Source organism: Natronorubrum sp. A-ect3 (assembly GCF_041821125.1).
GTDB classification, from domain to species: Archaea; Halobacteriota; Halobacteria; order Halobacteriales; family Natrialbaceae; genus Natronorubrum; species Natronorubrum bangense.
Window position 1 is genome coordinate 946,176 of record NZ_JBGUBB010000002.1, and the last position, 19,867, is coordinate 966,042.

Below are 19,867 nucleotides of genomic sequence, written 5' to 3' on the forward strand. Positions count from 1 at the left end.
CGCGTTCGTACTCGAGTTCCGCAAGCGGTTCGAGCGAGAGTGGTTCGGCAAGGTGTAGCGACTGGCTACTCCGAAGCCGATGTCATGTCAGGACAGGCCGCAGCCTCGAGCCCATCTTCGAGCGACGCCGGCTCGCCCTCGAGTCGGTACGTGAAAGTGTACGCGGCACTGCCACCGGAGCCGTGAACGACCGCGACGGTACCGGTGCGTTCGTCGCCGTTGCAGTCTGCGGCGTCGATCCCGTCGGGAAATGCGAACGGGGCGTACGTCGTCTCGAACATCCTCGTTTCCTCCGGCGGAATGACCAGATCGGATCTCCATTCGGACAGCGGTCGATTCGCCGCGGCGCCGACGACGCCCGGGCCGAGCACGGACGAGTGATCGAACGAGTCGCTCTGGGGATCGAGCGTCGGGTTCGGAACGTCGCCGTAGATACCGACGAATCCGACGAGCACCGGAGCCGATGTCTGACTCTCGATCTCGAGGCGCGCGCGGCCGTCCGGAAGCGCCTCGACAGTGTGGACGTACGCGTGAACCGGCTGTCCGACACCCAGTCGTGCTGATCCTCGGTCTGTTTCGGCGTTCACGCGAAGCGAATGCGAGACGCGCGACTCGAGGCGGTCGGGAAAGACGACCGGGAACCGGACGGAATCACCTGGGTGGTCGACGGTTTCGTACTCCTCGTCGCTGCTCGAGTCGGCAAGCATCGCTCGATTCACATCGACATCGTCGTGGAACTCGACGACGAGGTCACGGTTCTCGTACCGGTAGCCGTCGAACACTTCGTTCGAATCTAGCCGTGTCGTCGAAAACGGAACCGATTCAGCACAGCCGGCAGAAAGCAGGATTCCGCCGGTCGCAAGGGTCTGGAGAAACGAGCGGCGTTGCATATTCCGAAAGTTGACAGTCGAAAGACGTGTACGTTCCGGTAACACGCTCAGAAGAGCGATCGTCGGAGTACACACGGCCGTGCATACTTTCCCTCGAGGAAAGAGCAACGCTTACAGGTTCGTGCGTTCCGCTATCGACCATGCGAGAGACCGTACTCCTGATCGGCGGCGGTGGCCGCGAACACGCCATCGCTCGCGCACTCGAGGACAGTGAGGCCGACCTCTATGCCTGTGCCGGCAACAAAAACCCGGGTATCGCCCGGATCGCGGCCGGGTTCGAAACGCTCGAGACGACCGACCCGGACGCGGTCGTCGACTACGCCGAAGCCGTCGAGGCGACGATTGCCGTCGTCGGCCCCGAGGCACCGCTCGACGCTGGCGTCGCAGACGCACTCGAGGACGCGGGCATCTACGCGTTCGGGCCGAAAGCCGACGACGCCCGCATCGAGACGGACAAGGCGTTCCAGCGCCGCTTTATGGCCGAAAACAACATCCCCGGCTGTCCGGATTTCGAAACGTTCGACGATATGGACGCCGCCTGCGAGTTCATCGACGAGTACGACGGCGACCTCGCGATCAAGCCCGCCGGCCTCACGGGCGGCAAGGGCGTCAAGGTCATCGGTGATCAGGTCACGCCCGAGGAAGGGAAAGCATACATCCGCGACTCCGATTACGATCGGATCGTCTTAGAGGAACGCCTGATCGGCGAGGAAGTGACGATTCAGGCCTTCGTCGCCAACGGCGCGTTCGAGACGGCTCCCGCAGTGCAGGATCACAAGCGTGCTTACGAGGGCGACGAGGGACCGAACACGGGCGGGATGGGCAGCTACTCCGACGCGACCCCGTCCCTGCCCTTTATGACCGACGACGAGTACGAGGAAGCCGTCGAGGTCATCGAGGCCACCGTCGACGCCCTCGAGGACTACCGTGGCATCCTCTACGGTCAGTTCATGCTCACGAGCGAGGGGCCGAAGGTCATCGAGTTCAACGCCCGCTTTGGCGACCCCGAAGCGATGAACACGCTGCCCGTCCTCGAGACGGAGTTCCTCGACGTGCTCACGGCTGCGCGTGACGGCGAGGCCCCGCCGGAACTCGAGTTTGCCTCCCAGGCGACGGTCTGTAAGTACGCCGTGCCAGAGGGCTACCCGACGGACCCCGAAGCCGGGGCGAAAGTCCAGGTTGATGAAGAGAGCGCGGGCGACGCCCTGCTGTACTACGCCAGCGTCGACGAGCGCGACGACGGCATTTATACGACGACCTCCCGTTCGTTCGCCGTCGTCGGTGTCGCTGACTCGATCAGCGAAGCCGAAGAGATCGCCGAGGACGCACTCGCCGTCGCCGGCGACGAAGGCCTACACATGCGCCACGACATCGGCAAAGCCGACCTCGTTCAGCGCCGGATCGACCACATGAACGAACTTCGCGGCGAGTAACGGCTGCAACTGCGTTTTTGGAACCTGTTCCCAGTGTGTGAGACCGAGCGCACGTTTTCATCGACTCGACGAGACAGCGGTGTAGCATGGTCGCCACGGAAAGTCCGACGGCCCGAACACGAGTGCAACGGACCATCGAGCGCTCGCAGCCGTGGGCCTTTCCGACGCTGTATCTGGGCTGGGCGTACCTGTGCTGGCTCCCGATCGTCGCCTCTGGCGAGTCAGTCTGGTCGCTCCCGAACGCTGGCCTGTTTCTCGTCGGTGGGCTGAGTCCGCTGCTCGCTGGACTTGGCCTGCTGTGGCTCGAGGACGGCCGTGCAGGCCTCGCTGCGCTCTGGCGGCGGCTGATCGACCGCGACCGCATCGCGTCCCGCTGGTGGCTGGTAATCGCCTGCTTCTATCCGGCGTTCAACTTGGCCGTCGCCGGCGTCGCGCTCGTGATGGGGGTCTCGTCGCCGCCGCTCGAGGTCATCACAGTTAGTCGACTGCTCGATCCGACAGCGGTCGTCCTGCTCGTTGCCGTTGCGCTCGTGTTCCCGACGATCGAGGAGATCGGCCTTCGTGGCTACTGGTTCGATCAGCTACAGGCGCGCTGGAGCGCGCTCGGGGCGAGTCTGATTCTCGGGAGCGTGTGGGCGGCGTGGCATGTGCCGCTCGTCTACATGGCTGGCTACTACGAGGGGACGACCTTCGATCCCGAGCTGTGGTGGTGGCTCCCGAGTATCGTCCTCACCGCGATCATCGGCACGTGGGTCTACAACAACACGGAGCGGAGCGTCCTCGCCGTGATCGGACTTCACTTCGCCGGCAATCTCACCGGCGAGACGCTCGGCTTCAGTCCGGAGCTGTATCCGTACGCCCATCTCGGGACGCTCCTCGTGGCAATCGTGCTGGTGGTTGGGTGGAGCCCAGCATCGCTTCGTGGCTGGGGACAACCGCGTCCCGTCGAGACGGACGGCGAGAGGGACGCGTCGACCGGTCGTTCTCGTGCTCACTCCGAGTGATCCGAGGCGCTCGAGTCGTCTGTCTCGCCCGTGAACTCGTCCGTTACCTCGCCTACCGACGACGAGACATCGGTTTCGTCGACGGCCGAGCGTAGCTGTCCCTCGTCGATCACATCGTCGAGTGTCTGCACGTCTGTCATCGCCTCCAACCCCTCTTGTTCGACCGCGTTCGTGAGCGACTCGGCATCGATGGCTGACTCGAGCGTGTCTTCGTCGGCGTTCGTCGCCGACCGAAGCGCTCGCCGGACAGCGACGTACCCTACCAGTGCGACTCCACCTGATGCAATCGCGCCCGGAACGCCGTAGCGTTTGTAACCAAACGTCACTGCTTTCTTGCCGATCGAAAGTGCCCCAATCATCGTCTCTTGGTTTGGCTCGGCCGGGAAAAGAGGGTGGGGCTTTCGTACGACGACAGTCAGAAATCCGACGGCGTAACGGCCTCGATCGATTCGATGAGCAGTTCCACGCCGAGGCTGATCTCTCGCTCGGTGACGTCGAGCGGCGGCAACAGTCGCAGCGTTTTGTATCCACAGCCAAGCGTCAACAGGCCCCGCGAGAACGCTGCCTCGAGGACGGCATCGCGGCGTGCTTTGGTGTCGAACTCGACGGCGAGCATCAGTCCACGACCGCGGACGTCGACGATGGGCTCGAGGTCACGTTCCTCGAGGCGGTCACGGAGGTGCCGGCCGCGAAGCCGAACGTTCTCGAGAAGGCCCTGTTCGTGGATGATATCGATCGTGAGCACGCCCTGCATCGCGGCGATCAGGTCGCCAGCGCCCCACGTCGAGGAGAGCCGCCCCGTTTCTTCGGGGAACAGATCCGAGCGGCCGATCGTCGCACCGACACGTAGCCCCTTCGCACTGGTGATGACATCGGGTGTGAGATCGAGGTGGTCGATCGCCCATAGCTCGCCCGTACGGCCGATTCCCGACTGGATCTCGTCGGCGATGATTCTGAGATCGTACCGTTCACGCAGTGTCTCGAGGTCGCGGGCGAACTCAGGGTGGGCGACTCGGTAGCCACCCTCGCCCTGGATCGGCTCGAGGATCAGGAAAGCGATCTCGTCAGGGTCGATCACGCCGCGGTCTGGGTGGAGCTTGTCAGCGACGACGTTGCCGCCGGGGCCGTCGGTGAGCCAGCGACGTTCGTACTCGTCTTGCGTCGCTGGGTAGGGGAGACTGATCACGCCAGGCACTTCGGGAAAGCCGCGTCGGTGGGCGGCTTTCGACCGATTGAGCGAAAGCGCGCCGAGCGTGCGGCCGTGGAAGGCACCCTCGAACGTAAACGCGCGGTGGCCGCCTGCGGCATAACAGATCTTGATGGCGTTTTCGATGGCTTCGGCCCCTGAGTTCGAGAGGAAGACGCGGTCCATCCCGTAGTGGTCAGTCATCGCAACCAGTCGGTCCATCAACTGCGTTGGGCCGGGGAATTCGGGATCTTCGGGCGGCCCGCTCCCGCTGACGTAGAAGTCCTGGCCAGCGATCTTCAGCGGATCAACGAGATCGAACTCGCGGAGTTTCTCACGAAGAATCGGGTTGTTGTAGCCAAGCGGGGCGGCAGCGACGTGACTCGTAAAATCCAGCAAGATGTTGCCGTCAACGTCGGTACAGAACGGACCGACCGCGTCTGCGCCAGTATCCCAGACGAACTCGTAGACGTACGTACTTGGGGCGGCAAACTGATGGTGGTAGTCGACCCACCGTCTGGCTCGCTCGTCGGGAATCGTCTCGACCTGGGGTTCCACCGTGTCGCGGTCCATACAGTATGCACTATGGTAGCGTGGCTGATATACTCGCTGGCCGCGCTCAGAGGATGATGAGAAGCGATGCGAGCCCACCACCGAGCAAGAGCAAGCCGCTGTAGACCGCGACCTGCTTGCGAAAATCGTGATTCGTCGACGTCGACGCGAGCAGCGCCTTGACGACGATACTCGAGACCGTCGCCAGCAGGATGGCGATCGTCGCCTCGGCAGCGCCGAGTTGGCCACCCCGATAGAGGACGACCGCCGACGTGGTTGCGCCCGCACTCGAGACGAAGCCACTCGCGACGGCGGTCGCGTAGAACCCCAGCGTCCCAAACCACGTCTCAGCGAGCGATCCGAACACGAGAACGACGAGGAAGACGGCACCGAACGCCAGTGCATTTTTCATCGAGAACGGGCTCTCGAGTTCGATTGGTCCTGATTCACGCCAGTCGGCGGTGATGGCGGCGATCGCGAACGCGATCAGGATCACGGCCCCGAGTGGAACGATCGCCTCGAGGAGGATCGCTGTCTCCCCACCCATCGTAAACCCCACTGCGATCGCGAGGTTTCGTGCGGCCATCGCTGCGTTCGCGAGCAAGATCGCTGCGACGGCATACGAGGCGGCTGCCGGTCGCTGGCGGACGTGATCGAGCATCGTGCCGACGACGGCCGTCGACGAGGCGAGCCCGCCGAAAAATCCCGTCACGGCGATCCCTCGGCCGCCGTAGGTCGAGACGATCGCATAGTTGGCGATGCCGATCCCCGCGACGGCGACGACCATCAGCCAGATCACCTGTGGCTCGAGCGGGAGGATCAATCCACCGAACTCGAGGGCGATCTCGGCGGGCAACAGCGGGTAGATGACGAACGCCAGAATAGCGAACTCAGTGGTCGAGCGCATCTCTTCGCGAGACAGTCCCCACGCGAACTCGTGGAGTTCTCGTTTGAGGACGAGCAACAGCGACGAGAGCACGGCGACGGTGACACCTTCGATGATGAATCCGGAAGCGACCAGCACACCGACGCTGTAAGCGACCAGCATCGAAACGGAGGTCGTCAGCGAGAGTCCGGTGTCGTCATCGCTCAACAGCCCCTGAACCGCCAGCAACACACCCTGGATAATAACGAGCACACCGCCGAGGACGAGAAGCCCTTCACCGATATCCGTCTCGATGGCAAACAGCGTAAACACTGCTCCAAGGAGACTGATCAGCGAGAACGTCCGAATGCCGGCGGACTTCTGGGACCACTCGCGCTCTAAGCCCAGAAACATCCCGAGCGCGCCAGCAAGCGCGATCCGGACGACTGTATTGTCTAGCGACGCATCGACGAGTTGCAACGAGACCTCGCTCACTGTGGCCAGTTCATCACGGTCATATATAAGCGACGTGTCGAAACTGGGGATCCGTCCTCGGGCACGGTGTCACTGGTACCGTGGGGTTCGAGCCCCATCACTCTCGGCGCTCACGAAGACGACGGCCATCCCGCGGGCAGTAGTCGTACGCCGACTCAGTCGTCTGAAATGAACACTCCGGACAGTCTTTCACAGTCGATAGCCGGCGCTGTTCGTCGTCATCTCCCGACCGTCCCCAGCCGAAGAGGATCGGGACGAACGGGAGAAACAACAGGAACAGCGCCGTCTCGAAGAAGATCCAGGCAGCGGCGCTCACCGTAACGCCGACTGCCAGCCCCGCAAGCGCGGTGACCGTTCGTGACCGAACCACGCCCTACAACTCGACGTACTGCGCTTCCCACTCTCGACGTGCCTCGAGCTCTCGGCGGCCACGACGGGTGAGCGTATAGAAGTTCGTTCGGCGATCGCGTCGTCCCTTCTCGACGAGGCCTTTGTCGACGAGCGTGTCGAGGTTTGGGTAGAGGCGGCCGTGGTGAATCTCTTTCTCGTAGTAGTTCTCGAGTTCCTCTTTGATTGCCAGTCCGTGCGGTTCTTCCTCGCCGGCGATCACGTACAGCAAGTCCCGCTGGAATCCTGTCAGGTCGTACATTGGGAAAGTACCAATCGCACTTACTGTCGAATTTTAATAAGGCTATCGGGTTGTTTCGATCGAAACCGGGATATTACCGATGAGAATCGGCGTCTCGACCGTTCTCGAATGATAATCACTATGAGGGGTTCGAAGCAGCGCACACATAATGTGGAAGTCATGTTTACAGTCCATCTTGATCGTTTCTGGAGAATTATAACAGCAGATTTCGTACACGAGGCTGTCAAATCGAGACTCAACGAACGTATCGAGAGTACAGCCGCTACCCAGTAGTTTCAGTTGGAAACAGGAAAGCAGATCGCGTGACGGAAAAATGTCACGCGATCGCTTGCCGCCCTGAATTGGTCCCCGCTGACGCTTCGGCCCTCCAAGCGAAGCGTCACGTGACAGATTCTGCCGAGTGTACTTAAAGCTAACGACACCGGACTGAGTTGTGATACGTTTCGTACGTGACTGGATTCAAATATGCTCTTCCTCGAGGACCCAGCCAAGCGCACGTTTGTAATACGTGAACATCTCTCTAACGCCATCGTGGCGCATCTCCTCGCTCTCGAGGTGTTCTTTGAGAAATTCGTACTGTTCGCGGATTTCGTCTTCGTCTCGCATATGCGCTGTTACACGCCGAAAGCGCAAAAAAGGTCGCCGAAACGAAACCACAGGAGTGCGATACATCAGTGTCGTGGATGTTCCAGACGAGATCAATGCTTCAACACCCAGTGCAGTCGGCAAAATAATACGTAATTGGGGCGCTGTGCTGTCGCTCGCGCTGTCTCTTTCACGGGGAAGCCGCTGGTTTGAATCGACAACAGTTGTGTAAACAGTTCACAGGGGCAGAGCTGGTACCCCTACCTGTCCGGCAGAACAACTGCTCGTATCGCTCAAGTGCCCTCGGCGCTGACTAACCGTCCATTCCAACAACCCCACACGGTTCAACCCCGCCCACCGTGGGGCGGGAATCCGCCTCGCTACCTGGTTTGAAATGTCGTTCATCACGGGCCGATGATCGAAGACGCTGGATGATGGCAGCGTCTTCGATCGCAGCCGCTATGATGATCTCGCGTCGGAAAAAGGGGCACGGCAGCCGATCAGCCGATCAGCCGCCCGGCGTTCGTTCGATCACCGCGTCGCGCTCGAGAAACGGAACGATAGCCGATTAGATGTCGTCGTCGTTGTCGTCTTCGTCATCCATATCGTCGTCATCGGCGGCTTCGCCGAGCGTGAGCGTCAGCTCCTCGTCGTCGCCATCGATTTCGACTTCGTCTTCGGCCTCTTCGCCTTCGAACTCGGCGGTAACCATGTACTCGCCGTCCTCGAGGTCGTCGAATTCGACCTGACCGTCTTCGTCAGTTTCCTCTTCTCGTGGGAACTCGTCGTCGTCCATCTCTTCGTCATCGTCCTCATCATCCATCTCGTCGTCGTCCATCTCCTCGTCATCGTCCTCATCATCCATCTCGTCGTCGTCATCCATCTCCTCATCGTCCATCTCGTCGTCATCGTCTTCATCGTCCATCTCGTCGTCAGCCTCGTCGAGTTCGACCATCGCACCCTCAACGGACTCTTCGTCCTCGTCCTCGACGGTCACCGTGAGCATGTACGTCCCGTTTTCGTCGTCCACCATGTCGTCGTCTTCGTCATCCACCACGTCGTCGTCTTCGTCTTCGACGGGATCTTCTTCATCCACGTCATCATTGCCGTCATCTGCACAGCCAGCGAGTACGAGTGCACTTGCAGTACCTGCAGCGGCAACGAACTTGCGTCGGTTGAGTCTTGGATCGGACATATCTCTGGATAGGACGTTCCCGCTGGTTTCATTGCGGCCTGCAACTGCCGTCCGTTAATGACCTATTGAACAGCATGACTGGCTGCATGATACTCATTGATTTTGTACCGTTCGATGAGTAACTCCCGTGTAGCTCCGAGTAACCATCAGCCGTCGTTGGATTTCGGCCTGTGGTCTATTCATAAAGCAATTGTAGTATCAGAACCATGTTCACGTGTGAAACGACGGATCGCCCTCGGGTTCGCGTTTGCCCTCCTCCTCCTCGTCCTCCTGATCAACGCGATCGGTGGCCAGAACGTTCTGGATGAGCTTTCGAAGGCTGACTATCGAGTGCTTGGTCTCGGTCTCCTTTCGGGCGCGCTCGCGCTGACGTTCCGTGGCCTGGTTTGGGCACGGTTCATCGCACTGATCGACGAAACGATGCCACGTAGACGGATTGGTGAAGTCTTTTTGACTGCGATGTTCGTAAAGTACGTCACTCCCTACGGACAGCTTGCAACCGAACCGTTCGTTGCCTACCTTGTCTCGCGCGACGGAGAGATGGCCTACGAAGACGGCCTCGCCAGTATCCTGTCCGCAGATCTGCTAAACTACGTCCCCTACTACACGTTCGGCTTTCTAGCTCTGGGACTGATCGCAGCCGGCGGCACTCTCAGAGACGGCATGGGCACGCAGTTTGTCGCGTTCGCCTCCTTGTTTCTCGTCATCGTGGGTGTCGTCTACATCGCCGTTCAGCAGCCAGCGATCGTCTACCGACTCGTTCTCAGCATCACCGGCCTCTGCCGTCGCGTCGTCGGCCGGGTTACCACCCGGTTCGACGAACAGCTCTCTCCCGACGCCGTCCGGCCCCGGCTGGATGGGTTCTACACCACAGTCGAAACGATCACAGCCGATAAACGCACACTCGTGATCGCAACCGTCTACGCCCATCTCGGGATGGCTTTCCTAATGCTTCCCATCTATATCGGTGCACTCGCGTTGGGCTATCAGCTCGCCTTCCCCGTGGTCGCCCTTGTCGTCGCACTCGGAAAGCTGGGCGCTGTCGTTCCCGCCCCTGGCGGCACCGGCGGCGTCGAGGTGATTGTCACGGCCGGACTCACCACACTCGGTCAGCTCGAGCCAGCTGCTGCAGTGACGATTGCACTCATCTACCGGCTCTGTACGTACTGGCTCACGATCGGAATCGGTGGGCTCTCCGCCGCGAGACTGCTCGTCGCGCGTCCCACAGACAACTGAGCCACTGGCAGCCATCGGTCACTCGCTCTCGTCATGGAACTCCGGTGTGGTTTTTGGGCATCCGCCCGTAGTGACACCCATGAAAGTCCGGGGTGAGCGCGAGTGCAAGGAGTGTGGGACTCGATGGTCGTACTACGAAACCGGCAGCGTGGGCTGTCCGGCCTGTGGAAGTCTCCGGAGTGTTGGCATCGACGAACGCACCGAACACACCGATCTGCAAGTGTCGTTCGATCTCACGCAGGTTCGCAACGCGATCGACGACCTCTCGACCAACGATCTCGCTGCTCGAGCCCGTGCGGAGTGTCGTGAGTACATCCGCCGCCGTGGCTTCGTCAACGCCGGCACGCTTCGGGAACTCGACGACACCTACCTCGCTGCCAGCGAACTCCGACACGTCGCCGACATCGTCGGCCGCGATCGCCGTCTCGAGGAGCGCGAAGAACTCTATTTCCTCTCGTTGCTTCGTGACGCAGACACCGGTGAGCGGCCGCCGGCCGCCGAAATCCCACCGACCCTCCGAGGTGCCCGTGGGCTCGCTGCTGCAAACGCCGTCCGCGAGTATCGCCGCGACGTCCGAACGTGGGCCGAAGACCGCGAGCTGACGAACGCCGAGCGAAGCGCGCTCGAGACACTCGGCGAACACGTCACCCGAATTCGGATGCTCGATGGCGACATCGACCCCCGCACGGCCGACCGATTGATCGATGCCACTCGTGACCTCGCAAACGGGCTTCGGGGTGACGAACTGGCATTCACACAGGCCCAGGACAGGCTCGAAGCCCTCGAGTTCGACGAAATCGCGTAGAAACGACGGCTCAGGGCAGGTCGACGTCGATATCTTCCTGCAGGCGTGCGGCTTTGACCGTGTTGTAAAGCAACATCGCCCGCGTCATCGGCCCGACGCCGCCGGGAACGGGAGTGATCGCGCTGGCGGGCTCTTTCGCGCTGTCGAACTCGACGTCGCCGACGAGTTCGTAGCCTTTCTCGGTGTCGGCGTCGACGCGGTTGACACCGACGTCGATGACGACCGTTCCCTCGCTGATCATCGAGCCGTCGATGAGTTCGGGGACGCCGACAGCAGCGACGACGACATCCGCACTGCGAGTCTTCGTGGCGAGGTCGTCAGTTCGGGAGTGACAGACGGTCACCGTCGCGTTGCCGTCGTCGGCTTTCTGGATCAGTAGGTTGGCGAGGGGTTTGCCGACGATATCCGAGCGACCGACGATCGTCACGTCTTTGCCCTCGGTGTCGACGTCGGCGGACTCGAGCAATTTCTGGACACCGTGGGGCGTGCAGGGGCGGAATCGGGCGTCACCGGCGACGAGTCGGCCGACGTTTTCGGGGTGGAAGCCGTCGACGTCCTTGGCGGGGTCGACACGGCGGATAACCTCCCGATAATCGACGTGGTCGGGGACGGGGGCCTGGACGATGTAGCCGTGGACGTCGTCGTTGTCGTTGAGATCAGCGATGGTGTCGTACAACTCCTCGGCCGGAGCATCGCCAGCGACGTCGACGTGGTGGCTCTCGATGCCGACCTCCTCGCAGTCGCGCTGTTTCATGTTGACGTACGTCTGGCTGGCCGGGTCGTCACCCATCAGGACGGTCGCGAGGCCGGGTCGGGCGCCTGCGTCGGCGAGCGTCTCGATTGCGTCCGTCAGGTCGTCACGAATCTCGCTTGCGACGGCGTTGCCGTCGATGATCTCAGTCATTACTCGAGTGGGTGGTCGCGAGGCTAATCAACCCTCGGGTTCGTGCTCAGAATCGGTGTCAAAACCAGGGTTAGTATCCACAAACGTGGACATATTTAGGCAGGCCGTTCCTCGAAGAACGCCACGATCGTCTCGGCGACCGAGCCAGGAGATCCGAACGGCAACGTGTGGCCCGTTTCCGCGGGGCGATCCAGCCGATCGCTGAGCAGTTTCTCGAGCGAGCGATGGGCAGGTCACGTGAGTTCGGATCGAACAGTCTCGGAGAGTATCGAGATCCGAGCGTCGTGTTCGTAGCTGTCTCGAATCCCGTTTACGACGTACGCAAACGCCAGATCCGACTCCGGATCGGCCCAGGTCATACTACTGCCGAGTCCGCCGTGGCCGAACGTCGCTTCCGGAGCGGGAACCCCGCGACGGTCGGGAACTGCCCCGCCACGCTGGAACCCGAGGCCGTACCGTGAGGCAGTGCCGACGCCGTCCTCGGGCGGTTCTTCGACGTGTAGATCGGTTGCCGTTGTGACCGTCTCTTCGCTCAGTACGCGCGTACCGTCGAGCTCACCGCCGTTGAGGTAGCAGGCGTAGAATCGAGCGAGTTCTCGAGCCGGGCCGATTCCGGTCCAGGCGGGGTTGATACCCTCCTGAACCGTCTCTCGGTTGTAGGTCTCGGCGGCCTCCTCAGTGGTGTAGCCAGCCATCAGTCCCGGCTCGCCAACCCGGTCGTAGGGCTCGAAGCCGACGAGCGTCGCGACGTCACCATCGTCATCCTCGGGTCGACCGATGTGAGTCCGGTCCATCCCCAGCGGCTCAAAGATATTCTCGCGTGCGAAGTCGTCAATCCGGTCGCCCGTGACCTGACGGACGAGTTCGCCAGTGATCCAGCCGAAGCTGTAAAACTGGTAGCTGGTCTCGTCGCCGGGTGAAAACTGGAGTGCTGCGTCCTCGACGGCAGCGGCCAGCGCGTCAGGGTCGGTCCACTGGTCGTACTCCCGGTCGATATCGGTCTCCGGAATCCCGGACTGATGCGTGAGGACGTGTCGGACCGTCACCTCGGCTTTCTCCGAGTTCTCGTCGGCGAACTCGGGCCAGTGGTCGACGATCGGATCGTCGAACGCGAGTTCCCCGTCATCGGCGAGCATATGAACACAGGCCGCCGCGAGCGGTTTCGTGTTCGAAAAGAGGACGAATCTCGAGTCCGGCTCGGTCTCGACGCCGTCCGGATCGGCCTCCGTTTTCGTGAGTTCGTCGTCGCCTTCGACCCCGGTGATACCGCCGGCAAGGTCGACGACGAGTTCGTCTCCCCGGTAGACGGCGAGTTGCCCACCGTGGTGGAGTCCCTGCTCGAGATGATACTCAAAGACCCGTTCGATCCGTTCTTCGCCGCGAGCAACGGTTTCGGGTACGTCGTCCTCGTTTCGGACGCTAGTTGTCGCACGCGTCGTTCCTGCCGAGGTTGGTTGCCCGGCGAGTGCAAGCAGCCCCGTGCCGACCGCTGAGAGCATCGATCGCCGACCGACGTTCGAGTTATCCGACACCATACTGTACGGATGCGTCGATCGACGGCAAAACCACTGCGCGCGTATTCCGGGAGCCGAACACTGAGAAACCGAGTGGCGTCAAAAACGTCTTCGAACCCTACTCGTCTTCGTACAGCGGATTCGCGTCACACAGCGACTCGACGTCCTCGCGGACCTCAGCGAGGACGGCCTCGTCCTCGGGGTTGTCGATAACGCGCGTGATCAGGTCGGCGACGGTGCGACAGTCGTCCTCGTCGAAGCCACGCGTCGTCAGTCCGGGCGTGCCGGCGCGGATGCCCGACGGATCGAACGCCGAGCGCGTCTCGCCGGGGACCGTGTTCCCGTTGAGGACGATCCCGGCGTCCTCGAGCGCTTCTTCGGCGTCGCCGCCGGAGGTGTCTGGGTGGCTCTCACGAAGGTCGACGAGCACGAGATGGTTGTCGGTGCCGCCCGAAACGAGCGAGAAGCCGTTCTCGACGAGTTGCTCGCCGAGAGCCTCCGCGTTGGCCACCGTCTGGGAGGCGTAGTCCTCGAACTCGGGCTCGAGTGCTTCTTTGAAGCCGACGGCCTTGCCGGCGACGTTGTGCATGAGCGGGCCGCCCTGTCCGCCGGGGAAGACCGCTGCGTCGATGTCGTCGGCGTACTGTTCGTCGCACATGACGATGCCGCCGCGGCCGGCGCGGATGGTCTTGTGCGTGCTGCCGGTGACGAAGTCGGCGATGCCGACCGGCGAGTCGTGGACGCCGGCGGCGACGAGACCCGTGATGTGGGCGATGTCGGCGAGGTGAAGCGCGTCGACGCTGTCGGCGGCTTCCTGAATACGTGCCCAGTCGATCTCGCGTGGGTACGCGGAGTAGCCCGAGACGATGATGTCCGGCTCGAACTCCTCGGCCTGCTCGGCGAGCCCCTCGTAGTCGACGTAACCCGTCTCGGCGTCGACTTCGTACTGCTCGACGTCGTAGAGCTGACCGACGAAATTCGCCGGATGACCGTGGCTAAGGTGGCCGCCGTGGGTCAGATCCAGCGAGAGGATCTTGTCGCCGGGCTCGAGCATCGCAAAGTAGACGGCCTGGTTGGCCTGGGTCCCCGAGTGTGGTTGGACGTTGACATGTTCTGCACCAAACAGCTCCTGAGCGCGGTCGATCGCGAGCTGTTCGACTTCGTCGGCGTACTCACAGCCACCGTAGTAGCGCGAGCCGGGATAGCCCTCGGCGTACTTGTTCGTCAGGGCGCTTCCCTGTGCATCGAGGACGGCCTCGCTGACGTGATTCTCGCTGGCGATCATCTGCAGCGACTCTCGCTGGCGATCTACTTCTCCCTCGAGTGCATCAGCAACGGCGGGATCGACATCCCGGACGTGGTCGTGTTCCATGTCCGATGTGCCGGCTGGCGGCAGTATAAGTGTACCCGTCTTCGATGAGCGGTGTCACTGCACCGCACCGACGGGTCATATGTCGGATTGGAAACAACCCGATACAACTAACTTCCCTGCGTGACATTCAGCATCTCGAATGATAGAGTGGGCACTCGACGGCAGCCATCTCCGTCTCGTCGACGCCGACGACACCGTGTTGTCTATCCACGGTGTCGAACACGTCGAGGAGTCGGGCCCCGAGATTCCCCGCCCCGTCGAGGAGACGCTCGTCGTCACGACGAGTGAACTCCGGTTCCCACACGCGGCCGTCTCCGCGTTTGCACTCGGCTCGAGCGAGCATCACGAACTCGACCCAGACGACACGCCGCGTTCGTTGTCTGCTGGCGAGTATATTCTCAGTATCAAAACAGCGCTCGAGACGTGTCTCCAGTTTTCGGACGCAGCGACGATCAGCCACACCGAAGGCAACGAGTCGCTCGTCGTTTCTTTCCCGGACCGGACCCGCGTGACCGTCGGCGTCAAGAGCCACCACGACCTCCCGACGGAGACGATCACTGTTCCCGACTCGCCCGACGGGATCGCAACCGCCATCAGCCATCTCGCTGCAGCGCACAAGACGGACCGTTCGGACCGGACCTATCCCTCCCTCCGTGGGCATCCGGCGCTGCTCGAACAGGGCGATTCCCTCGAGATCCCCGACCAGCTGCGAGCGACACGCCCCGATTCCGGAATCGAACTCGTCGTTCCACCAGCCTACGAATCGCTGTTCGTGGCCGCGCCGCTGGCATACCATCTGCAAGCGACTCTGCGGACTGCTGATGGCCGTGGTCGTGGTTCCGATCGAGCACGACTTCGGATCCCCGATTTCGGAATCGAGAAACGGCTCTCGCCGATGCCCGACCTCGAGCACGACGTCGAGCGGCTGTTGCGAAAGACATTCTTTCTCGACTGCCTCGTTCGCAACGCCGGGCCATACGGCACGAAACTGGCGGAACAACACATTCTCGAGGCACTCGACCTCGACGCTGGGGCGCTCTACGACGACAGTCCACAACAGCGACTCGCAACGTATCTCGACGTCCCCTACGATGCGATCAAACACCGGCTGCCGGACTGGCATCTGTCGACGTACGTTACGCCTGAGTACGACAGCGTCGAGTTGCTCCCGTTCTTGCTCGACCGGATGAGCATGGTCTACATGCCTCGAACGTCCACACTCGAGGGCAAGGAGCTGATCGAGCGAGCGCTCGAAGATTTCTACCGGAGTGGGAACGAGACAGCCAGCACCGAACTGAGTAGAGCAGGCGCCAGAAACGTTGCCGCTGTCGACATCGTCAAACCCGACCTTCAGAACGGCCGTGCTCACGGCTGGCTTGCGGATGGTGTCCCGATCGACGTCTTCAAAACCACCTCGGATGCCTACCAGAATCGCCTCGACTATCTCGAGCAGCCGAGTGAGTCGATGTCGGTTCATATCGTGTTGAACGATCCAGAGATGGTCGGTGAACACGACAGCGTCGCCGAAATCTATCGCCAGCGCGCCCAGGAGTTGGCAATGGATGTCTCCGTCAACGAATCGCTGACGACGGCCGAACTCGCACGTGTTTTCGAACGCGAGTCCGAGTTCGTCCACTACATCGGTCACTGTGAACGCGAGGGGCTGTGCTGTCCGGACGGCTTGCTCTCGACCGCGAGTCTCAGCCGCTGTAACGCACAGACGTTCTTTCTGAACGCCTGTGGCTCATACCACGAGGGAAAGCGGCTGATCGAGAAGGGGAGCGTCGCCGGCGGGGTGACCTTTCGCGAGGTGTTGAACGACCACGCGGTCAAGGTCGGCTCGACGTTCGCAAAGCTCCTGATCAATGGATTCAGTATCGAACGCGCGCTGGATCTGGCACGCAGCCGGATTATGATGGGCAAAGACTACGCCGTCGTCGGTGACGGCACCCATTCGCTCATCCAGAGCGAACAACAGCTCCCGACGACCATCACCATCGAGGCGCTCGACGGGGACGAGTATCTGGTAACGCTCGACTGTTATTCAACACGGATGACCGGCTCGTACTACGTTCCACAGACTGCCGCCAACGAGTGTGCCTATCTCTGTGGAACCGAGTCGAGTTTCACACTCGAGGAGGCAGGTGTTCGCTCGTTGCTCTGTGAAACCGATGCGTCAGTCATCTACGACGGCGATCTCTACTGGTCGAAAACGCTAGCACAGCAGTTTGGGAACTGACCACCAGTCGGCAGTACTGTCCCATCTCTGTGGGGACATACGAAGATAGTGACGAGTGTAAACACGGCAAAAAGAGAGATAGCACGGTGGGGAGCCGGGCCAGTAGCGTGCCCGTCACGCGGCGTGGTCGGTCTGTCGTCCTACTCAGGAGAACAGCCGACCGAGTTTTGAGCGGAGCCAGCCCAAGAACCCACCAGCGTGGTCATCATCGTCAGCCGCGGGTGCGGGCACGCCACTCTGGTCGTCATCAACGAGCGCGAGATCCGTCGTTGCAGCCGTTTCGTCGCTGGAGTCAGCGTCGGACGCCTCGTTCGGCTCGACTGTGTCGGTCGTTGCCGGCTCCTCGCGGCCGTCCGAAGTGGCAGCAGTTGGTGCGTTTTCGTCCGGTGTTTCGTCACTCGAGGGCGACGCTGCAGCCGACTCCGGATCGTCTGTCTCGGCTGGACCGTCTTCGGAGACGTCCGTCTCGGTATCGACGGCGTCGTCGTCGACACTCGAGCTGTCGACAGTCTCGGACTCCGGAGACACTTCGGCGTCAGGTGCTGTCTCGGTAGTTTCAGACTCTGGTGACGCTTCGGCGTCGGGTGCCGTCTGGACAGTCTCGGACTCCGGCGACGCTTCGGCATCAGGTGCTGTCTCGGTAGCCTCGGACTCTGGTGACGCTTCGGCGTCGGGTGCCGTCTGGACAGTCTCGGACTCCGGCGACGCTTCGGCGTCGAGTGCTGTCTCGGTAGCCTCGGACTCTGGTGACGCTTCGGCGTCAGGTGCTGTCTCAGCAGTCTCGGACTCCGGGGACACTTCGGCGTCGAGTGCTGTCTCAGCAGTCTCGGGCTCCGGTGACGCTTCGGCGTCGGGTGCCGTTTTGGCAGTCTCGGACTCGTCTGCATCGATCCAGAGGAATTCCTGGTCTTTTGTCCGGTCGGTCAACAGGAGTTCCTCGAGCGCCCCCTCGTCGACGAGCAGGTCGTCACCGGCCGGTTCCGGCTCCGGATCGTCCGCACTCGCGATGATATCCTCGGGACTCTCGTCGTCGAGAACGTCATCGATGTCGTCGGTCGTGGACCCACTTTGCTGGAGATTTCCGAAGACGGTCGCAGCCGTCTGGTCCTCGACACCCCCGTCGGATGGCTCTGGCTCATCGTCAGTCGGCTCCTCATCGCCTGTCGATTCCCCGCCGACTGGCTCCCCCTCTGGCACCCCTTCGTCGATCTCCCCGAACAGATCGTCGGCCGTCCCCCCGACGTCGAGTGAGCCGTCACTCGAGTTCGTGTTTATCGTACTATCAGTCATAAACTCCTTCTATGATAGTAGCTAATCATATGACTTTAACTTTCGGAATTTTTTCATTGCTAGTGACAAAATCCGATACCGTATTAGTGTGACGGCCGTTTTCGGGCGACAACAGTAGATCAGGTTGACGAGCGTCCAATAATAGTGCCGAGGGAGTGAATTGTATCTATTCGAGTGCGAGAGGATACGATCGAGAACGGAAACTCGCTCGTCACACCATCGAAACGACCGATAAGCGGGTTTCGGCCGATCAGAGATCGCGCTGGTTTTCTGTGGTCTCTCCGGCCAGACAATGCAGGCGGTGAGAACGGGTTTCAGCGAGTCGAGATCGGGACAAACCCTATTAGTCACCACATTGAATATTAGAAGTTGCTATGACTGGAATCGAATACGACGACTTCCTTGACCTCGAGTACGAACCCACAGACACGGATCTCGTCTGCGAGTTTACCATCGATCCGGCCGAGGGGATGTCGACCGAGGCGGCGGCGAGCCGAGTCGCCTCTGAGTCCTCCAACGGGACCTGGGCAGCGTTACACGTCGACGAAGACGAACTGACCGATCTGAGCGCAGTCGCGTGTGCGATCGACGGCCACGAGATCACCGTCGCCTACCCTGATGCCCTGTTCGAAGCGGGAAGCATGGCCCAGATCCTCTCGTGTATCGCGGGCAACATCATGGGGATGAAAGCGGTTGAGACGATCCGTCTCGAGGACTGCCACTGGCCCGAGCCGCTCGTTTCCGGCTTCCCCGGCCCGCAGTTCGGGACCAGCGTCGCCCACGAAAAACTCGACGCGGGCGACCGCCCAATCCTCGCGACGGTCCCCAAACCGAAGGTTGGGCTCTCGACGGACGCCCACGTCCAGATCGGTGAGGACGCCTGGCGCGGCGGTATCGACCTCCTGAAAGACGACGAGAACCTCACGGACCAGGCGTTCAACCCCTTCGAGGACCGACTCGCCGACAGCCTCGCCGCTCGAGACCGCGTCGAGGAAGACGTCGGCGAGCGAAAAGATTACCTCGTGAACGTAACCGCGGAGACGAACGAGATGCTCGAACGCGTCGACCTCGTCGCCGAACACGGTGGCGGCTTCGTCATGGTCGACGTGATCACCTGTGGCTGGTCGGCCGTTCAGACGGTCCGAAAGCGTTGCGAACGACACGACCTCGCGATCCACGCTCATCGCGCCATGCACGCCGCCTTCGACCGCCTCGAGCACCACGGCGTCTCGATGCGGGTGCTCGCTCAGATTGCTCGCCTCTGTGGCGTCGACCACATCCACACCGGCACCGCCGGGCTGGGCAAACTCGCAAACGAGGACACGCCGGGGATCAACGAGTGGCTCACGTCGGACCTGTATGGCATGAACCCAGTCCTGCCTGTCGCCTCCGGCGGTCTCCACCCCGGCGTCGTCGACCAGTTACTCGACGCGCTCGGCACGGATATCATCGTCCAGGCCGGCGGCGGCATCCACGGCCACCCCGACGGCACGCACGCCGGCGCAAAAGCGCTCCGACAGTCCGTCGAGGCGAGCCTCGAGGGCATCTCGCTCGAGGACGCTGCCGACGACCACGACGAACTGGCGACGGCACTCGAGAAGTGGGGTGCGGAGACACCGCGGTAGTGTTGGCAGACACCACCGAAACGAGACA

Annotated in this window: 18 protein-coding genes; 6 read left to right on the forward strand and 12 right to left on the reverse strand. The window is 61.7% G+C overall.

Annotated features, from left to right (window positions below; genetic code table 11):
• Positions 1-65: 65 nt before the first annotated feature.
• Positions 66-890: a hypothetical protein gene (locus tag ACERJA_RS11395; RefSeq protein WP_373608299.1), complete on the reverse strand. Its 825-nt coding sequence runs from the start codon at positions 888-890 to the stop codon at positions 66-68.
• Between the two features lie 140 nt (positions 891-1,030).
• Here ACERJA_RS11395 and purD point away from each other — a divergent pair, with 140 nt between their 5' ends.
• Positions 1,031-2,323, forward strand: coding sequence for a phosphoribosylamine--glycine ligase (gene purD / locus ACERJA_RS11400; RefSeq protein ID WP_373608301.1), 1,293 nt, complete (start codon positions 1,031-1,033; stop codon positions 2,321-2,323).
• 86 nt (positions 2,324-2,409) lie between these two features.
• Complete coding sequence (locus ACERJA_RS11405) at positions 2,410-3,327, forward strand: lysostaphin resistance A-like protein (RefSeq protein ID WP_373608302.1); 918 nt, start codon at positions 2,410-2,412, stop codon at positions 3,325-3,327.
• Here the strand turns inward: ACERJA_RS11405 and ACERJA_RS11410 are convergent.
• The 7 genes from ACERJA_RS11410 to ACERJA_RS11440 all read right to left on the reverse strand — a co-directional run bounded on the left by ACERJA_RS11410 (position 3,315) and on the right by ACERJA_RS11440 (position 8,854).
• The gene (locus tag ACERJA_RS11410; RefSeq protein ID WP_373608303.1) at positions 3,315-3,686 is read right to left on the reverse strand and encodes a hypothetical protein; all 372 of its coding nucleotides are present in this window, start codon (positions 3,684-3,686) and stop codon (positions 3,315-3,317) included. The two genes, ACERJA_RS11405 and ACERJA_RS11410, sit on opposite strands and share 13 nt — an antisense overlap.
• A gap of 56 nt (positions 3,687-3,742) precedes the next feature.
• Positions 3,743-5,086, reverse strand: a complete 1,344-nt coding sequence (locus tag ACERJA_RS11415; RefSeq protein ID WP_373608305.1) for an aminotransferase class III-fold pyridoxal phosphate-dependent enzyme — start codon at positions 5,084-5,086, stop codon at positions 3,743-3,745.
• Between the two features lie 46 nt (positions 5,087-5,132).
• A complete protein-coding gene (locus ACERJA_RS11420) occupies positions 5,133-6,425 on the reverse strand; it encodes an MgtC/SapB family protein (RefSeq protein WP_373608306.1) in 1,293 nt (430 codons plus the stop codon).
• 97 nt (positions 6,426-6,522) lie between these two features.
• Complete coding sequence (locus ACERJA_RS11425; protein ID WP_373608307.1) at positions 6,523-6,795, reverse strand: hypothetical protein; 273 nt, start codon at positions 6,793-6,795, stop codon at positions 6,523-6,525.
• Between the two features lie 3 nt (positions 6,796-6,798).
• Positions 6,799-7,074 (reverse strand): PadR family transcriptional regulator, encoded by a 276-nt coding sequence (locus ACERJA_RS11430; RefSeq protein WP_006065595.1) that lies wholly within the window; start codon positions 7,072-7,074, stop codon positions 6,799-6,801.
• A 459-nt stretch (positions 7,075-7,533) separates the two neighbouring features.
• Complete coding sequence (locus ACERJA_RS11435) at positions 7,534-7,680, reverse strand: hypothetical protein (RefSeq protein ID WP_006065596.1); 147 nt, start codon at positions 7,678-7,680, stop codon at positions 7,534-7,536.
• A gap of 547 nt (positions 7,681-8,227) precedes the next feature.
• Positions 8,228-8,854 carry a hypothetical protein gene (locus ACERJA_RS11440; protein ID WP_373608309.1) on the reverse strand — a complete coding sequence of 209 codons (627 nt, stop codon included), beginning with the start codon at positions 8,852-8,854 and terminating at the stop codon, positions 8,228-8,230.
• 216 nt (positions 8,855-9,070) lie between these two features.
• Between ACERJA_RS11440 and ACERJA_RS11445 the strand changes: the two genes are divergently transcribed.
• Together ACERJA_RS11445 and ACERJA_RS11450 are read left to right on the forward strand one after the other, a co-directional pair.
• Positions 9,071-10,090: a YbhN family protein gene (locus tag ACERJA_RS11445; RefSeq protein ID WP_373608311.1), complete on the forward strand. Its 1,020-nt coding sequence runs from the start codon at positions 9,071-9,073 to the stop codon at positions 10,088-10,090.
• Positions 10,091-10,169: 79 nt separating this feature from the next.
• On the forward strand, positions 10,170-10,895 hold the full coding sequence (locus ACERJA_RS11450; protein WP_373608312.1) for a TFIIB-type zinc ribbon-containing protein: 726 nt from the start codon (positions 10,170-10,172) through the stop codon (positions 10,893-10,895).
• A 10-nt stretch (positions 10,896-10,905) separates the two neighbouring features.
• Here ACERJA_RS11450 and ACERJA_RS11455 read toward each other — a convergent pair whose 3' ends face one another.
• From ACERJA_RS11455 to glyA, 3 genes are all read right to left on the reverse strand, one after another.
• Positions 10,906-11,799 (reverse strand): bifunctional methylenetetrahydrofolate dehydrogenase/methenyltetrahydrofolate cyclohydrolase, encoded by an 894-nt coding sequence (locus ACERJA_RS11455; protein WP_373608313.1) that lies wholly within the window; start codon positions 11,797-11,799, stop codon positions 10,906-10,908.
• A 233-nt stretch (positions 11,800-12,032) separates the two neighbouring features.
• The gene (locus ACERJA_RS11460; protein WP_373608315.1) at positions 12,033-13,334 is read right to left on the reverse strand and encodes a serine hydrolase domain-containing protein; all 1,302 of its coding nucleotides are present in this window, start codon (positions 13,332-13,334) and stop codon (positions 12,033-12,035) included.
• Positions 13,335-13,431: 97 nt separating this feature from the next.
• Positions 13,432-14,685 carry a serine hydroxymethyltransferase gene (glyA, locus tag ACERJA_RS11465; RefSeq protein ID WP_373608316.1) on the reverse strand — a complete coding sequence of 418 codons (1,254 nt, stop codon included), beginning with the start codon at positions 14,683-14,685 and terminating at the stop codon, positions 13,432-13,434.
• Positions 14,686-14,824: 139 nt separating this feature from the next.
• On the opposite strand from glyA, the gene ACERJA_RS11470 reads away from it, so the two are divergent.
• Positions 14,825-16,924 carry a hypothetical protein gene (locus ACERJA_RS11470; protein WP_373608317.1) on the forward strand — a complete coding sequence of 700 codons (2,100 nt, stop codon included), beginning with the start codon at positions 14,825-14,827 and terminating at the stop codon, positions 16,922-16,924.
• 144 nt (positions 16,925-17,068) lie between these two features.
• Here ACERJA_RS11470 and ACERJA_RS11475 read toward each other — a convergent pair whose 3' ends face one another.
• Complete coding sequence (locus ACERJA_RS11475; RefSeq protein ID WP_373608318.1) at positions 17,069-18,214, reverse strand: hypothetical protein; 1,146 nt, start codon at positions 18,212-18,214, stop codon at positions 17,069-17,071.
• Positions 18,215-18,588: 374 nt separating this feature from the next.
• Between ACERJA_RS11475 and rbcL the strand changes: the two genes are divergently transcribed.
• Entirely contained in the window at positions 18,589-19,839 is a 1,251-nt protein-coding gene (gene rbcL, locus ACERJA_RS11480) for a type III ribulose-bisphosphate carboxylase (RefSeq protein WP_373608319.1), read from the forward strand.
• The last annotated feature ends 28 nt before the right edge of the window (positions 19,840-19,867 follow it).

Excerpts from the sequence above, each read along its gene's own strand:
- ACERJA_RS11395 (WP_373608299.1), bottom strand. The coding sequence starts at position 890 with ATGCAACGCCGCTCGTTTCTCCAGACCCTTGCGACCGGCGGAATCCTG.
- purD (WP_373608301.1), top strand. The coding sequence starts at position 1,031 with ATGCGAGAGACCGTACTCCTGATCGGCGGCGGTGGCCGCGAACACGCC.
- ACERJA_RS11405 (WP_373608302.1), top strand. The coding sequence starts at position 2,410 with ATGGTCGCCACGGAAAGTCCGACGGCCCGAACACGAGTGCAACGGACC.
- ACERJA_RS11410 (WP_373608303.1), bottom strand. The coding sequence starts at position 3,686 with ATGATTGGGGCACTTTCGATCGGCAAGAAAGCAGTGACGTTTGGTTAC.
- ACERJA_RS11415 (WP_373608305.1), bottom strand. The coding sequence starts at position 5,086 with ATGGACCGCGACACGGTGGAACCCCAGGTCGAGACGATTCCCGACGAG.
- ACERJA_RS11430 (WP_006065595.1), bottom strand. The coding sequence starts at position 7,074 with ATGTACGACCTGACAGGATTCCAGCGGGACTTGCTGTACGTGATCGCC.
- ACERJA_RS11435 (WP_006065596.1), bottom strand. The coding sequence starts at position 7,680 with ATGCGAGACGAAGACGAAATCCGCGAACAGTACGAATTTCTCAAAGAA.
- ACERJA_RS11440 (WP_373608309.1), bottom strand. The coding sequence starts at position 8,854 with ATGTCCGATCCAAGACTCAACCGACGCAAGTTCGTTGCCGCTGCAGGT.
- ACERJA_RS11450 (WP_373608312.1), top strand. The coding sequence starts at position 10,170 with ATGAAAGTCCGGGGTGAGCGCGAGTGCAAGGAGTGTGGGACTCGATGG.
- ACERJA_RS11455 (WP_373608313.1), bottom strand. The coding sequence starts at position 11,799 with ATGACTGAGATCATCGACGGCAACGCCGTCGCAAGCGAGATTCGTGAC.
- ACERJA_RS11460 (WP_373608315.1), bottom strand. The coding sequence starts at position 13,334 with ATGGTGTCGGATAACTCGAACGTCGGTCGGCGATCGATGCTCTCAGCG.
- glyA (WP_373608316.1), bottom strand. The coding sequence starts at position 14,685 with ATGGAACACGACCACGTCCGGGATGTCGATCCCGCCGTTGCTGATGCA.
- ACERJA_RS11470 (WP_373608317.1), top strand. The coding sequence starts at position 14,825 with ATGATAGAGTGGGCACTCGACGGCAGCCATCTCCGTCTCGTCGACGCC.
- ACERJA_RS11475 (WP_373608318.1), bottom strand. The coding sequence starts at position 18,214 with ATGACTGATAGTACGATAAACACGAACTCGAGTGACGGCTCACTCGAC.
- rbcL (WP_373608319.1), top strand. The coding sequence starts at position 18,589 with ATGACTGGAATCGAATACGACGACTTCCTTGACCTCGAGTACGAACCC.